This window comes from Methylophilus sp. UBA6697, assembly GCF_002454655.1.
Classification (GTDB): domain Bacteria; phylum Pseudomonadota; class Gammaproteobacteria; order Burkholderiales; family Methylophilaceae; genus Methylophilus.
Genome location: NZ_DKJH01000021.1, coordinates 45128 through 59005, shown reverse-complemented (window position 1 = coordinate 59005; position 13878 = coordinate 45128). Strand labels below are relative to the sequence as shown.

Sequence of the window (13878 nt, the reverse complement as noted above, 5' to 3'; positions counted from 1 at the left end):
ATTAAGCTTTACCGCCAGCCAACACACGCTGACGACGAATCTCATATAAGGCAATACCACTGGCGACACTGACGTTCAGGCTTTGTACCGAACCGAACATCGGGATGGTGATCAGTGCATCACAAGTTTCCTGGGTCAAACGGCGCATCCCATCTCCTTCAGCGCCCATGACGAGTGCGATCGGGCCTTCCAGCTTGGTATTATGCAAGGAGCCTGGCGCGTCCATGGTGGTGCCAATGATATACACCCCAGCCTCTTTCAATTCGCGAATGGTGCGGGCAAGATTGGTGACCGAGATAAACGGCACGGTCTCTGCCGCGCCACTGGCGACTTTACGTACGGTGCCATTGAGGCCGACAGAACGATCTTTAGGCGCAATAATTGCGTGTACGCCCATGGCATCGGCCACACGCAAACAGGCGCCCAGGTTATGCGGGTCCTGCACGCCATCCAGAATCAGGAAAAATGGCGGCTCATCAAGGTCTGACTCCAGCACATCATGGATGTCCTTGTACGGCATAGGCGTTTCCACCACACGGGCAATCACGCCCTGGTGACGGCCATGCGCGCCAATAAAACCATCCAGACGATGACGCTCGGCCTGAATGACACGAATATTTTGCGACTTTGCCATGTCGAGTAAATCGCGCATACGCGCATCGACACGGTCTTGATCAATAATAATTTCCTGAATGCTGCTGCCATGCTGACGCATGCGACTCAACACCGCATGAAAACCAAACAGAATGCGGGTTTCTGACATAGTGACTCCTAATTTTTCTTAATGACTTTTGCTAACCTATCTACAAAAGATAAACCGCGCAAAAGATAAAACACGAATCGCGCAGGCCCAGCAACATTTTAATATTGCTGCGCACTGCGCGAATAAATAACAAACTAACCTCAGGCGCTATTATCGTGCTTTTGCCTTAGGTTTGCCTTTATTTTTTTGTGCCGAGTGGCGACCTTTATCTTTGGCTGAACGTGATTTTCCTGCTGTCGCTTTGCCTGTCGTGGGCTTATCGCCCTGGCTACGCGGTAATTTTGCGCCTGCACTGGCAGGTTTGGCTTTTGTAGTCGCAGACTTGGCCCAAGCCGCTGGCGCTGCTTTAACAGGCGTATTCAATCCTGCCGTTTTAGCAGACCGGCCTCTTGTACCGGCCGGTTTCTCATCATCAGCGGATAATCCACCTTCCAGCTCTGTCGAGCCTTCTACGGCGCCAACCAGCGTAAAGTCTATACGCGAAGTCTCCAAATCAACCCGCACCACTTTCACGGTTAAACGATCACCCAGCCGGTAACGTACACCCGTACGCTCGCCCACCATTTCGTGACGGGCTTTATCATGAATGAAATAGTCATTGCCGAGGTCAGTCACGTGTAACAAGCCTTCAACGTAGACCTCATCCAGCGCCACAAACAAACCAAAGCTGGTCACACCAGCCACCGTGCCGCTAAATACCTCGCCAACCTTATCCTGCATGTAAAAACATTTCAGCCAGTTGGTCACATCACGCGTGGCATCATCGGCACGGCGTTCAGTCATCGAGCAATGCATACCCAGCTGATGCCAGTCTTTGGCTTGATAACGTTTGCCTTCTACCACAGCCTTGATGGCACGATGCACCAGCAAGTCCGGGTAACGCCTAATTGGTGAAGTAAAGTGGGTATAAGCCTCATAAGCCAGGCCAAAGTGGCCGACATTATCCGGGCTATACACCGCTTGCTGCATAGAGCGCAACATCACGGTTTGCAACAACTGAGCATCTGGCCGTGTCTTGATACGCTGCATGAGTTTGGCATAGTCTTTGGCACTTGGATTTTCGCCACCGCCAACACCAAAGCCAAACTCGCCCATAAACAAGCGTAAGGCTTCCAGTTTTTCAGGCGTCGGGCCCTCGTGGATGCGGAACAAACAGGTTTGTTCATTTTTCAGCAAAAAGTCGGCCGCACACACGTTAGCTGCCAACATACATTCTTCAATCAGCTTGTGCGCGTCATTGCGCACTACAGGCACGATCTTGTCGATCTTGCCATTATCATTAAACACCATCATGGTTTCAGTCGACTCAAACTCGACTGCACCGCGCTTTTCACGCTGGGTCAGCATTAACCGGAACAGGCTGTTCAGGTTTTGCACATGCGGCAATAACCAGGCATATTCTTCGGCTAGGGCAGGATCTTCACCTTGTAACAAGGCATGTACCTTGGTGTAAGTCATACGCGCTTTAGACAACATCACCGACGGGTAAAACTGGTATTGCTTGACCACGCCTTGTCCGTCCACCTGCATATCACACACCATACACAAGCGCTCGACATCCGGGTTCAGCGAACACAAGCCATTAGACAACGCCTCCGGCAACATCGGGATCACACGACGCGGAAAATACACGGAGTTGCCGCGGTCGTAAGCGTCTTTATCCAGCGCATCACCAGGTTGCACATAAAAACTCACATCGGCAATCGCCACCACCAGGCGCCAACCTTTGCCCTGTGGCTCAGCGAACACAGCATCATCAAAGTCACGCGCGGTTTCGCCATCAATCGTAATCAATGGTAAATCACGTAAATCTTTGCGACCTTTGTAATCCCTGGCTTGCACGGTTCTGGGGAAATCTTCGGCCTGCTTGACCGCTGCAGGATTAAACTGATGCGGCAAATGATGTTTGCGTAACGCAATCTCGATTTCCATGCCACTGTCGGCATAGTTACCCAAGATTTCTACAATCTTGCCCATGGGGCTGGAATGAGAAGAGGGATACTCCGTCAACTCAACCGTCACGATCTGGCCGACCTGTGCATCCATATCCAAATGATAAGGAATCAGCACATCCTGGCTGATGCGCTTATCTTCTGCGGCAACAATCGTCACGCCTTGCGCACGAATCACACGCCCGACCAACGTTTTGTTAGCGCGTTCCAGCACCTCGACCAGCTTGCCTTCGGGGCGACCCTTACGATCCACGCCCGCCAGGCGCACCATGGCACGATCGCCATGCATGACCAGGGTCATCTCTTTCGGCCCCAGAAAGATATCTTCCGGGTTCTTGGTTTTATCATCGGGCACTAAAAATCCATAGCCATCGGTATGACCAAACACCGTGCCAGCAATCAGGTGAATCTTATCCGGCAGGCAAAATGCCCCCTTGCGGTTACGCATTAACTGGCCATCACGCTCCATGGCGCCCAGCCTGCGATTAAAAATGTCTCGTTCATCATGGCTGATGTCGAGTAATACATAAATCTGGTCGGCGCCCAGGGGGACTCCCTGGTCCGAGAGCAATTGCAACACCAACTCGCGACTCGGCAATGGTGTTTGATATAACTCAGCTTCACGCTGGGCCTGCGGGTCATTTGCACGCAGGGATTTTTTCGTTTTTCTGGTTGACAATATTTATTCTTCCTTTAAAATGCACAGCTTCTTTAGCCCAGATGGCGAAATTGGTAGACGCGCTAGTTTCAGGTACTAGTGTTTAACGACGTGGAGGTTCGAGTCCTCTTCTGGGCACCATCAAGCAGCTTACAAGCTGCGCCAAATACAGATTCCCAAGCACTCAATTTTTTGCGTTTTTGAATAATTGCTTTTGCTTCGTTCTGAATCACCATGGCCACAGTTTAACATCTTTCATGTTTGCGTCAGATTAAACTTTAAGGCTCTTCGGCAACAACGTTACGCCCCCTCCTTAGCTTTTAAATAGTACTTAGCAATGCTTGTCGTTTTGTGACAACCATGGCTTAGCCATCCTTGTCCAACGCTTGTCTGCAGCATTCTCAGCAACATTTCTTTTGTATCCCTGCTTCGCGCGTAAATCATCACACCGTCCTAATGAAAAGTCTCAGCGTTACTCAACGCTGATCAAACTGATATCTCTTTGCCATGTCGTAATCACCTTAAATGTGAATAGCACTTAAAAATTAACTTGTTTTAATTTAAGTTTATAATTAACATTAATTAACACTTCATCCATTAAGTAACGAAGTGTAGTGCGTCAGACATCCACGCGTTTCAACTGAGCGTAAAAATGACGTTTAAAGGTAATTCTCTCAGCAATGGCAGTCAGTGAGAAACAAGCACCACTGCCAGCAGATTGAATTCATGTTAACTTTTAAAGAGATCTAATATGGCGATTAATCAACTTTCCCAATCTGAAACACAAAGCACTTCTGGCGGCTCCGAGTTTTTTCCAGGTTATGCATCCGGCCCTTATATTACGGGTAGCGTCTTTAGTTATTTCAACCAACCCGGTCTCGATTACCGCCCGATTTCCTGGTATCACCCAGGGTATACCCCCACACCAAGCCCATCACTTTAACGTTACTGAGACTGACGTCTGAAGCATGATTTGGCAAGCCAGATCGAATGAATATTAACTTTTGAAAGGTAGAATATGGCCATCAATCAACTTTCCCAATCTGAAACACAAACGGTTTCAGGCGGATCACAATTTTTTCCAGGCTATGCCTATAGCCCTTTTATCATGGGCAGCGTCTTTAGTTACTTCAATCAACCCGGCCTCAATTACGGCCCTATCTCATGGTACAACCCTGGATATCACGGTGGATGCATACCAGCACCTAGCCCATGCACACCACCGCCTCCACCGCCATGCGGCAGTTGCCAGCCAAGCAACCACGACCACGGCTAATCAACGATCGTGTCATTAAAAGCGCTTATAAGCGCTTGAATGCTGACAGCCAACACCTGGTGCTTCACATATCAGGTAAAACAAAAAGCCCCCTGAATTTAGGGGGCTTTTTATATCACCAGGTTATATCAGGTCAATTACACGCGGCGACGTGAAAGTGCCATGAGCGCCCCTAAACCGAGCATCATCATTAAAGATGAAGAAGCCTCTGGCACCGGAGTCACTGTCAGCGACGCATAGGAATGCCCAACCGTAATGCACAAATCGGTGGTGGCTGAAAGACTCGCAGTCCCTAACAGGCCTAATGAGTTGATACCGATATCATCCAGCGTGATGCTCAAGGCATTGGTTTGCACCGCGCAACTAAATGTGGCCGCACTGCAACTGCTGGCAAGCACGCCATCTGCCCAGTATTTACTTTCATTGGCCCAGATGGAAGCATGCCCCAGCGGCCCCAGGTCCAAATCAACGCCCCCCGAGGCTGCCGCCGCCAGGTCAATCGAATGCCCCAGAATGCTCAGACTGGCGCCCGTAAAAGTGCTATCCCCGTTTGCCGTGAACAAGCCAGTGCTTTCATTCACCGTGACGGTGGATATTGAACTGATTAAATCCGCTTTCAGCGCCAATGCGCTAGACACATGAAGATCCAGATTCTCTACGCTCCCAGTACCGATGGCACTATTTGACCCAGGCACAGGATTGTTTTCAAGATAGGCCCCAGAACCTGAAAAAGTGGCAGACCCCGCTTGTGTTGGCATCAGCAGTGCCAAAATCGGGTTCAAGCTAGATAACACACCATTGCCAGCGCCACTCGTGGTCAAGCCTAGATTCAGGGTTGAATTTGTTTGCGTTGGGATTGGCGTGCCTGCGCTTGCGACACTGATATCGCCCAGCGCCACCGGTGTTGTAATGCCCACGGTTGCCTGGCCTACGGTGATAGAGCCGATTGGAAATAGATTGGCTTTTGCTGTCACCTGGGCGCTTAAATCCAGGTACATGCCATAGCCGTCTGCGGCATCTGCGCTGACAGCGACTGGCGCAGCAGATGCCGCGTGGCTAAAAGCGAATAAAATGGCGGTGGTAATCAGGGAATGCTTCATCATCAATACTCTCCTAAACAAAAATAAAAACAAACGTCAATACAAATATTAACATTTGTTTGTCTTTATGTTTACATTTTTTATCAATTAAAGGAGATTTAATGTCTTATTGTGATGAATGCACCCGGTATTCAAAGATGACAATTAATCCGCTCTGGGATGGTTTATTCTCGAGGCGAACGCTAGCCTGATGCTTTAAAGCTATTTCCTTTACGATTGCCAGGCCCAAGCCAGAGCCTGTGATCTCGGATTGCTCTACGCGATAAAAGCGATCAAATACTTTTTCCAGTGCATCCGGATCAATGCCTGGGCCACTATCTTCTACTTCAAATCGCAATCCATCCGCTAAGGCCGTGAGTGACAGATTAATCACGCCATGTACAGGCGTGTAGTGAATCGCATTGACGATAATATTATTGAGCAGGACTTCAATTTCATCTGGCAGCCCCATCATGGTCACCTCGTCGGCGCGCGTGAAGCCAATATCCAGTTGTTTCTTGCGATATAACGGACCTAAATCATTCAATACTTTGATCACCAAAGGATTTAAATGCACAGATTGCATTTCTTGTTGTCTGGCATCAGGATCCACTTTCGCCAGCGTGAGCAACTGGTGTACCAGGCGCTCCATACGCGCAACTCCACCCTGCGCTTGCTGCAGGCAATGATCTAACTCAGCTTTATCGCCATGCTGCATGGCACTGATTTGCAACTTAAGCGCCGTCACCGGCGTCCTGAGCTCATGTGCTGCATCACCGGTGAAGCGTTTCTGCATGGCAATGGCATTACTCACTCTTTGCATCCAGCCATTCAGCGCCTGAATAATCGGCTTCAGCTCATCAGGCGGCTGGGCGATGGTAAGCGGCGTCAGTTGATCCGCGCGTCTAATATCAATTTCAGACGATAGCGCCAGCAATGGTTTAAAGGTTTTTCGTATCACCAGCAACGCACCCAAAATCAGAAACGGCACGATCAGCAACTGCGGGATAATCAGGTGGATAGCCACTTCGCGGATGGTACGTTGCCGTAGTTTAAAGTCCTGCGCGACCACACAGATAGTGTCGCCACGCTTGGCAACAAATACCTGCCAACGCTTTTGATTTGCCCATTGCGTGGACAACCCTACCCGTACCGTATCGACATCAAACGCACGCTGGTGCGACTGGTAAATCACCTTCCCCTGTTGCTGTAGTTGAATCAGATAATCCTGCTCGCCACGCATTTTGGATGGAATACTGTGTTTTGCTGGGTCGTAACGCGTCGCAAGGCTTGCTAGTTGGTCACTGCCTATGATGGTCTCGGCCAAATGCTGTAAATTGGCATCATAAAGCTCGCCCAGTTCGTCCGCCGTTGACTGGTAAGATAAAAAGGACAGCAAACCGATAATGCACACGATGGCAATCGACAGGTAGACGGCCAGCTCGACCCTAATGGACCGCATCATGGTGTTTTTTGCCCAGGGAATGCGTAGCCTATGCCACGAACGGTTTGAATAATCTCTGCGCCAAATTTTTTGCGTATGGTATGCACATGCACTTCGACGGCATTGCTGTCGACCTCTCCGCCCCAGCCATACAGTTTTTCTTCCAGTTGTGTTTTTGAAAAAATCATTCCTGGCTGTGACATGAGCGCGTGCATGATGGCAAAAGTCTTGCTAGAAAGCCGCTGACTGATATCGCCCATGGTTAAGGTATAACTGGCAATATCCAGCACCACATCATTAACCCGTATCTGGTTGGAGTGCCGCTCCTCTTTACGCCTGAAAATCGCGCGTAACCGGGCCTCAATCTCTTCGACAGAAAAAGGCTTTAATACATAATCATCAGCCCCAGCATCCAGGCCTTGAATGCGGTGTTCAATCGCATCCCTTGCAGTAATAATGATCACGGGCAGTGCATTGCCTGCTTTTCTTAAAGCGGACAACAAGGCCATGCCTGACTTTCCAGGCAGGCCAAGATCAAGCAACATGGCATCAAACGTTTCACCGGCCAATGCCGCTTCAGCCTGAAAAGCATCTGGCGCCCAGTAAATCGCATGCGCCCGCATGGCCTGCTGCAGGCTTTCTGCGATCATGCGGTCGTCTTCTACCAGCAATAACTTCAACGGCTCATCCTCTCTTTGAATACTGCCATTCTAACCAAGCTAGCTTAAGGGATTCTTAAAAAATGGCTTAAGTTTGCCTTAAGAAACCGCAGGCAAGATGCAACCCTGTCATCATTCACAGGGATTTATCCATGCCCAATCAGTTCAAGCAAGCAGCAAGCATGAGTATCGCATTGCTACTGACTGCCTGCCAAACGCCGCAGACAGTAAAGCCAGCACAATTGGTCGACAGCATCGTCGCCGTAGATCCAACGCTGCAAACCAAGCGTGCCCAAATACAAGAAAGCAACGTACAAGAAAGCAACGCAACGATCTTATCTGAGTATGATGCCGTGCTGTTGGCACTTAAACAGAATCCGGCCTTCAAGTCGCAGCTCAGTGATCTGGAACTGTCAAATGCGGATGTACAACAAGCCAACCAGATCGCTAACCCATCACTTTTTTATGCCTTTAGCGCCGCCAACAAACCATATCGTTACGCAATCGAGTTCCCGATTGAAGCCTTGTTGTTGCGCCCCATGCGTATCAAGCAAGCCCAGGCGCAGGCACAAGCCACGCAGTACCAATTGATGCAATCCGGCTTTACCCTGATTCGAGATACCCGCGTGGCCTATGCCCAGGCCGTCATTGCAGCAGAAAAACGCGAGCGCTTAAAGCAGGGACTGCAACTCAACCAGACCATCGCCAGCCTGACCAACACACGTGAACAATTAGGCGATATCAGCGCACAAGAAACCTTGCTGGCGCAAAACGAAGCTCTGCTTGCGGCCAGGGATTTGCAACTGGCCGATATGGATGCGCAACTGGCACAGACCCAGCTCATGCATATGCTGGGCTGGATGGATGGACACAAGACATTATCCCTCAGCGAGCAATTGATACCAGCCTGTTCGGCCGTCGATATTGCGCAGCTTAAAAGCGTGGCACTGAGTAGCCGCCCTGACATCCTCGCCGCAGAAGCAACGATGGCCGCGGCCAAAGAAAAGCACAGCCTAAGCAAATTCAACTGGTTAGGCCCATCAGTCATTGCAGATGCAACCAGCGGCCAAACCAATGGCCATGTGCTTGCCCCGGCCATCCGCATGAACTTGCCGTTATTCAACCAGAACCAGGGCCAAATCCAGCGCGCCGATGCCGAACTTGCAAAGGCCCAGCAAGATGCCGAGGCGGTCAAACTCAAAGCGTCACTGGAAATCAACACAGCGCACCTGAAGTACCAGCGCGATTGCCAGGAGTGGCAGCAATTGCATACGCAACTACAACCTAATGTGCGGCAAACCATACAGTATGCAGAAAGTGCCTACCGCGATGGCGAGATTGCCTATTTAAATGTGCTGGAAAGCAGTAAACGCTTTATCAGCCTGCAATTGCGCGAAACACAATTAAAGGCCGACCTGATCAGCAACTGGTCAGACTTGATGCGCAGTACCAGCCATGCCGCCACACGCCCCTGATTCCCTATAGAAAGTCATTCTTCATGCAGATTACTCAGCGCTTGCTTCACAGACACTTATTACACAGACATAAGATCCTTCCCCTGCTCATACTGACGGCGTTCCTGGATGCTGGCGCAGTCAGCCCAGTCATGGCCGCTGACACAGGCAAGCCTCAACAGACCACGATCGCTGAAAGCCAGTTAAACCAGGTCACCCTGTCGGCAGAAGCCATTAAAAAACTGGGGCTGACGACCACGCAAGCCACCGTGTCACGCCAGACCGGCACACGCAACTACCCGGCACAAGCCAGCTTGGCTCCCGAAGCCCTGGCAGCTTACAGCACCCCCATGAATGGCTATGTAACTTTTACGCCAGGCAAGCATTTACAGGTCGGCAGCCAAGTGAAAGCCGGGCAAATTTTGTTGACGATCAACCCGGTAGTGACCCCGGAAACCCGCTTAGGCCTGATGACCAGCCTGGCAGATGCAGAAGGGCAATTGCAGGCTGCAGATAAACAATTGTCGGCACATCTGTTAACCCTGGGTCGTACCCGGCAACTCTGGCAACAGCATGTCGGCAGCCAGAGGGCTGTAGATGACGCACAGGCGAATGTCGCGATGGCAGAGACTAGTCTGCGCACTGCCACACAAAAGCGCGACCTGTTAAAACAAGCGGTAGAGCAAGGCTCGGCGGGTACCTATCATATTAAGGCGGCCAATGATGGCATCATCAGCAACATTTACTTCAGCGCCGGCCAGCTGCTGGTTGCCGGTGCCAAACTGGTCGACATTGTGCAACCCGGACGTTTGTTGGTCACCGCCTATGTCCCCTATGCGCAAGCAGGCCAGTTAAACCTCAATGCAGAGGCGTGGCTGGCGGGTAGCGCCGGAGTATCTGCTGACTATGCACTGAAACCGGTGGTCAGCCCGCAAGAAGCAGACCCGCTGACCGGGACCCGCAAGCTGCTATATACGCTGCAATCTCAAGGTGACATTGTGCCCATGCAGCGACTGACCGTGCAGATTCCACAACGTGGACAGGCACAAACACGCCTCAGCGTGCCTTGCTCGTCCACCATTGTCGATATGAATGGCAACACCTGGTTATACGTGCAGCAGGATGAAACACACTTTGCCCGCCAACTGGTGTTTGTCACCCAGTCCGGCAAACAAGGCTGTTCATTGGCTGATCAACGCCTGGTCGGCAAGGCGGTCGTCACGCAGGGCGCACAGGAACTGTTTGCCGTAGAAACCGGTTATACCCACTAAATACAACGGGATACACTATGTTAAAAAGATTCACCATGCGCGCCATCCAGGCGCGCTACCTGGTTATTGTGCTAGCTGTGCTGCTGATGCTGGCAGGCTTTAAAACCATCCCCAATACGCCTATGGATGTGTTTCCAGAATTTGCGCCTGTCAAAGTCGAAATCCAGACCGAGGCACCGGGGCTTTCCAGTGTTGAGACTGAGCAACTGGTTTCTATCCCGATTGAGCATGCCATGAATGGCATTCCACATATGAAAACCTTGCGCTCAAAATCGGTGCTCGGCTTATCCTCCGTCGTCATGCTGTTTGAACAAGGTACTTCGCTGGCCGAAGCCAGGCAGGCGGTACAGGAAAGGCTGCTGCTGGCTGCGCAACGCTTGCCTGCCATCGTCAAACCGCCGGTCATGCTGTCCCCTTTATCCTCCATGTCACGCGTATTGAAAATTGGCTTGAGCAGTACGCAATACAACATCGCCGAACTCAGCACCAAAGCCTTATGGACCGTGCGCCCGCGCCTGATGGCCATTCCTGGCGTTGCCAATGTGGCCATTTGGGGCTTGCGTGACCAGGAATTGCATGTACGTTTTAATCCGGTCAAACTGGCGCAGCACCAACTCACTGCGACGCAGGTCAGCCAGCGTCTGGCCTCAGCCATCCGCCCGGACAGTGGCGGCTACCTGGATACTGCACAGCAACGGTTGGCCGTGGCATACGACAGGCCAACGCTAGATAAAGAAGATTACCTGCAAATGACCGTCGGACTGAGCAATGGCATCCCGGTCAAACTGGGCCAGGTTGCCGACGTGGACTGGGCACATGCATTACCGATTGGCGATGCCGTGATTAACCAGGGCGATGGCTTGCTGCTGATTGTAGAAAAACACCCTGATGCCAATACACTGAGCGTGACACGGCAAATAGATCAAGCGCTAGCTGAGTTAACACCCGCACTACATGGCGTCAATGTCGATGCCGCCATCTTCAGACCCGCCACGTTTATTGAACAGGCACTGCATCACCTGAACCAGGCATTGGTGCTTGGCATTGGCCTGGTAGCCATCATTTTATTCCTATTCTTGCGCAAACCAAGGGCAGCCATCATTAGCCTGGTGGCCATCCCCCTATCGTTAGTCACCGCTATGCTGCTACTGACCTGGCTCAATGTCAGCATCAACACCATGGTGCTGGCCGGGCTGGTGATTGCCCTGGGCGAGGTGGTGGATGACTCAATTATCGATCTGGAAAATATCCTGCGGGCCATGGCGCTAAATCAGCAACAACTGCAACCCAAGCCCCTGATCAAAGTGATTGCGCAGGCGTCCTATGAAGTCCGTGGCTCGGTGATTTATGCCACACTGATTGTGATGTCAGTCTTTATTCCGGTGTTCTTTTTACAGGGCGTCGCTGGTGCATTTTTCAAACCACTGGCCTATGGCTATTTACTGGCTATTTCTGCCTCATTACTAGTCGCACTGATCGTGACACCGGTACTGGCCTATTGTTTTTTAAAGCAGACGCCACCGCAAACGGAGCACGCATTACGTTTGCCGCACCGGGTGGAGCAATGGCTGGCCAGTCGTTTAGCGAAACCCAAAACGGTGCTTGCCAGCGCCTGCCTGTTTTTGTTTGGCATGCTGGCTACCCTGCCATTTTTAGGCACAGAGTTTCTGCCAGCCTTTAAAGAAACCGATTTCCTGATGCACTTTGTGGCGCGCCCCGGCACCTCGATTACCGAGATGAAAACCATGAGTTTACGCGCCAGCCATGAACTGATGCAGATTGATGGCGTACGCAACCTGGGGGCGCACATTGGGCGCGCGGAAGTTGCCGATGAAGTGGTTGGCCCTAACTTTGGCGAGCTTTGGGTCAGCATCTCGCCAACGGTCAACTATGCCGACACCATGCAGAAAATTAACCAGGCGATTGCCGGTTACAGTGGCATTTTTACCGATGTACAAACTTACCTGAAAGAACGCACCAAGGAGGTGATGTCGGGCAACAGTGCCAGCATTGTCATTCGGCTGTTTGGTGATGACCTGGATAGCCTGCGTGAAGAGGCTGAGCATATCCGGCAAACCATCGCCGATATTAATGGCCTGACCGACCTCAAGGTGGAATCCCAAGTCCTGATTCCGCGCATTCATGTCCGCCTCAAAAACACCGCCGCAGATCATTATGGCGTGACTGAAGCAGAGATCAAGCAAGCGCTCGCCTTGATGACGCAAGGACAGGTACAGGGCGAAGTGACGGTTGGCCAGGCTCGCTTTAATGTACGCCTGATCGGTGATAGCCCGGCACAAGATAGCGTGCAGGCGCTGCGGCAAATAGCCATCCAGAGCCCGGCCGGTGCCGTCATCACCCTGGCCGATGTGGCAGAAGTCTATGTGCAAGCCACGCCGAATGAGATTAAACGCGAAGGGGCTTCCAGAAAAATTGACATTTCAGCCAACGTCGCAGGCAACGATATCGGTAGCGTGGCGAAAGAAGTTGAGGCCCGCATCAACCGACTCAAGCTGCCCGAGGGCAATTACGTCAAATTCATGGGGGAATATACCGAGCAAAAAACGGCCAGCCTGACATTAGTGATATACACCTTATTAGCCTTGCTGGTGGTCTTTTTGCTGATATGGATGAGCCTGAAATCCATGCGCCTCACCGCGCTATTGTTCGCCGTGTTACCGGTCGCAGTCGCTGGTGGCTTGATCGGTATTTGGTTCATTGGCGGCGTCATGTCACTAGGCGCCATGATCGGCCTGATCGCCGTCATGGGCATTGCCGCACGCAATGGTATTTTACTGATTTCACGTTATCAGCAACTGCGGCTGACTGACGGTATCACCACGCCGCGTTTATTACTCAACGCAGTGTCAGACCGTTTCCGTGCCATCAGCATGACCACCCTGGCAACGACCATGGCCTTATTGCCTATCATTTTTAAAGGCCCGGTGTCAGGATATGAAATCGAGCACCCTTTAGCGGTGGTGGTATTTTGTGGCTTGCTGGCGGCGATGGTCGTCAATCTGGTGTTACTGCCTGCACTGATTTTGATATTTCACCCGGGAGAACACTCACACTAGCTTCAAGCGCACTGTTTTGTGATCAGGCAACACGCATCATGGCACCAAGCACCTGAATAGCCGACAGTAAAATGGCAGCGACTGCCAGGGTTGTCGGCTTTCAGCGTGTGCCCTGGCAGCCCTAGAAAAAACATGCGCACTGCGTTGACAAAATGGGCAAAACACCCATTGCGAGCCGCGTCCCTGCTCGAAGTTCAAAAAACGCACACTTGGCTAAAAACGCATAGAATCATAAACTTATCGTT

9 protein-coding genes and 1 tRNA gene are annotated in these 13878 nt (G+C 51.3%); 5 read left to right on the top strand and 5 right to left on the bottom strand.

The window, feature by feature from the left end:
- Position 1: 1 nt before the first annotated feature.
- Complete coding sequence (gene rlmB / locus B3355_RS06280) at positions 2–763, bottom strand: 23S rRNA (guanosine(2251)-2'-O)-methyltransferase RlmB (RefSeq protein WP_019882464.1); 762 nt, start codon at positions 761–763, stop codon at positions 2–4.
- A gap of 150 nt (positions 764–913) precedes the next feature.
- Complete coding sequence (gene rnr, locus B3355_RS06275; protein ID WP_292781565.1) at positions 914–3394, bottom strand: ribonuclease R; 2481 nt, start codon at positions 3392–3394, stop codon at positions 914–916.
- A gap of 35 nt (positions 3395–3429) precedes the next feature.
- Between rnr and B3355_RS06270 the strand changes: the two genes are divergently transcribed.
- A tRNA-Leu gene (locus tag B3355_RS06270) sits at positions 3430–3514 on the top strand.
- A gap of 610 nt (positions 3515–4124) precedes the next feature.
- Positions 4125–4316, top strand: coding sequence for a hypothetical protein (locus tag B3355_RS06265; protein WP_292781562.1), 192 nt, complete (start codon positions 4125–4127; stop codon positions 4314–4316).
- Between the two features lie 470 nt (positions 4317–4786).
- Here the strand turns inward: B3355_RS06265 and B3355_RS06260 are convergent, their stop codons facing one another.
- From B3355_RS06260 to B3355_RS06250, 3 genes are all read right to left on the bottom strand, one after another.
- Positions 4787–5752 carry a PEP-CTERM sorting domain-containing protein gene (locus B3355_RS06260; RefSeq protein ID WP_292781559.1) on the bottom strand — a complete coding sequence of 322 codons (966 nt, stop codon included), beginning with the start codon at positions 5750–5752 and terminating at the stop codon, positions 4787–4789.
- A 103-nt stretch (positions 5753–5855) separates the two neighbouring features.
- Positions 5856–7193: an ATP-binding protein gene (locus tag B3355_RS06255; RefSeq protein ID WP_292781556.1), complete on the bottom strand. Its 1338-nt coding sequence runs from the start codon at positions 7191–7193 to the stop codon at positions 5856–5858.
- Positions 7190–7852 carry a response regulator gene (locus B3355_RS06250; RefSeq protein ID WP_024931162.1) on the bottom strand — a complete coding sequence of 221 codons (663 nt, stop codon included), beginning with the start codon at positions 7850–7852 and terminating at the stop codon, positions 7190–7192. Before B3355_RS06250 ends, B3355_RS06255 begins: the two co-directional genes overlap by 4 nt.
- Positions 7853–7983: 131 nt before the next feature.
- Here B3355_RS06250 and B3355_RS06245 point away from each other — a divergent pair, with 131 nt between their 5' ends.
- The 3 genes from B3355_RS06245 (at position 7984) to B3355_RS06235 (ending at position 13633) form a co-directional block, all read left to right on the top strand.
- Positions 7984–9306 carry a TolC family protein gene (locus B3355_RS06245; RefSeq protein ID WP_292781552.1) on the top strand — a complete coding sequence of 441 codons (1323 nt, stop codon included), beginning with the start codon at positions 7984–7986 and terminating at the stop codon, positions 9304–9306.
- 131 nt (positions 9307–9437) lie between these two features.
- The gene (locus tag B3355_RS06240) at positions 9438–10556 is read left to right on the top strand and encodes an efflux RND transporter periplasmic adaptor subunit (RefSeq protein ID WP_292781549.1); all 1119 of its coding nucleotides are present in this window, start codon (positions 9438–9440) and stop codon (positions 10554–10556) included.
- 17 nt (positions 10557–10573) lie between these two features.
- Positions 10574–13633 carry an efflux RND transporter permease subunit gene (locus B3355_RS06235; protein ID WP_292781546.1) on the top strand — a complete coding sequence of 1020 codons (3060 nt, stop codon included), beginning with the start codon at positions 10574–10576 and terminating at the stop codon, positions 13631–13633.
- Positions 13634–13878 lie beyond the last annotated feature (245 nt).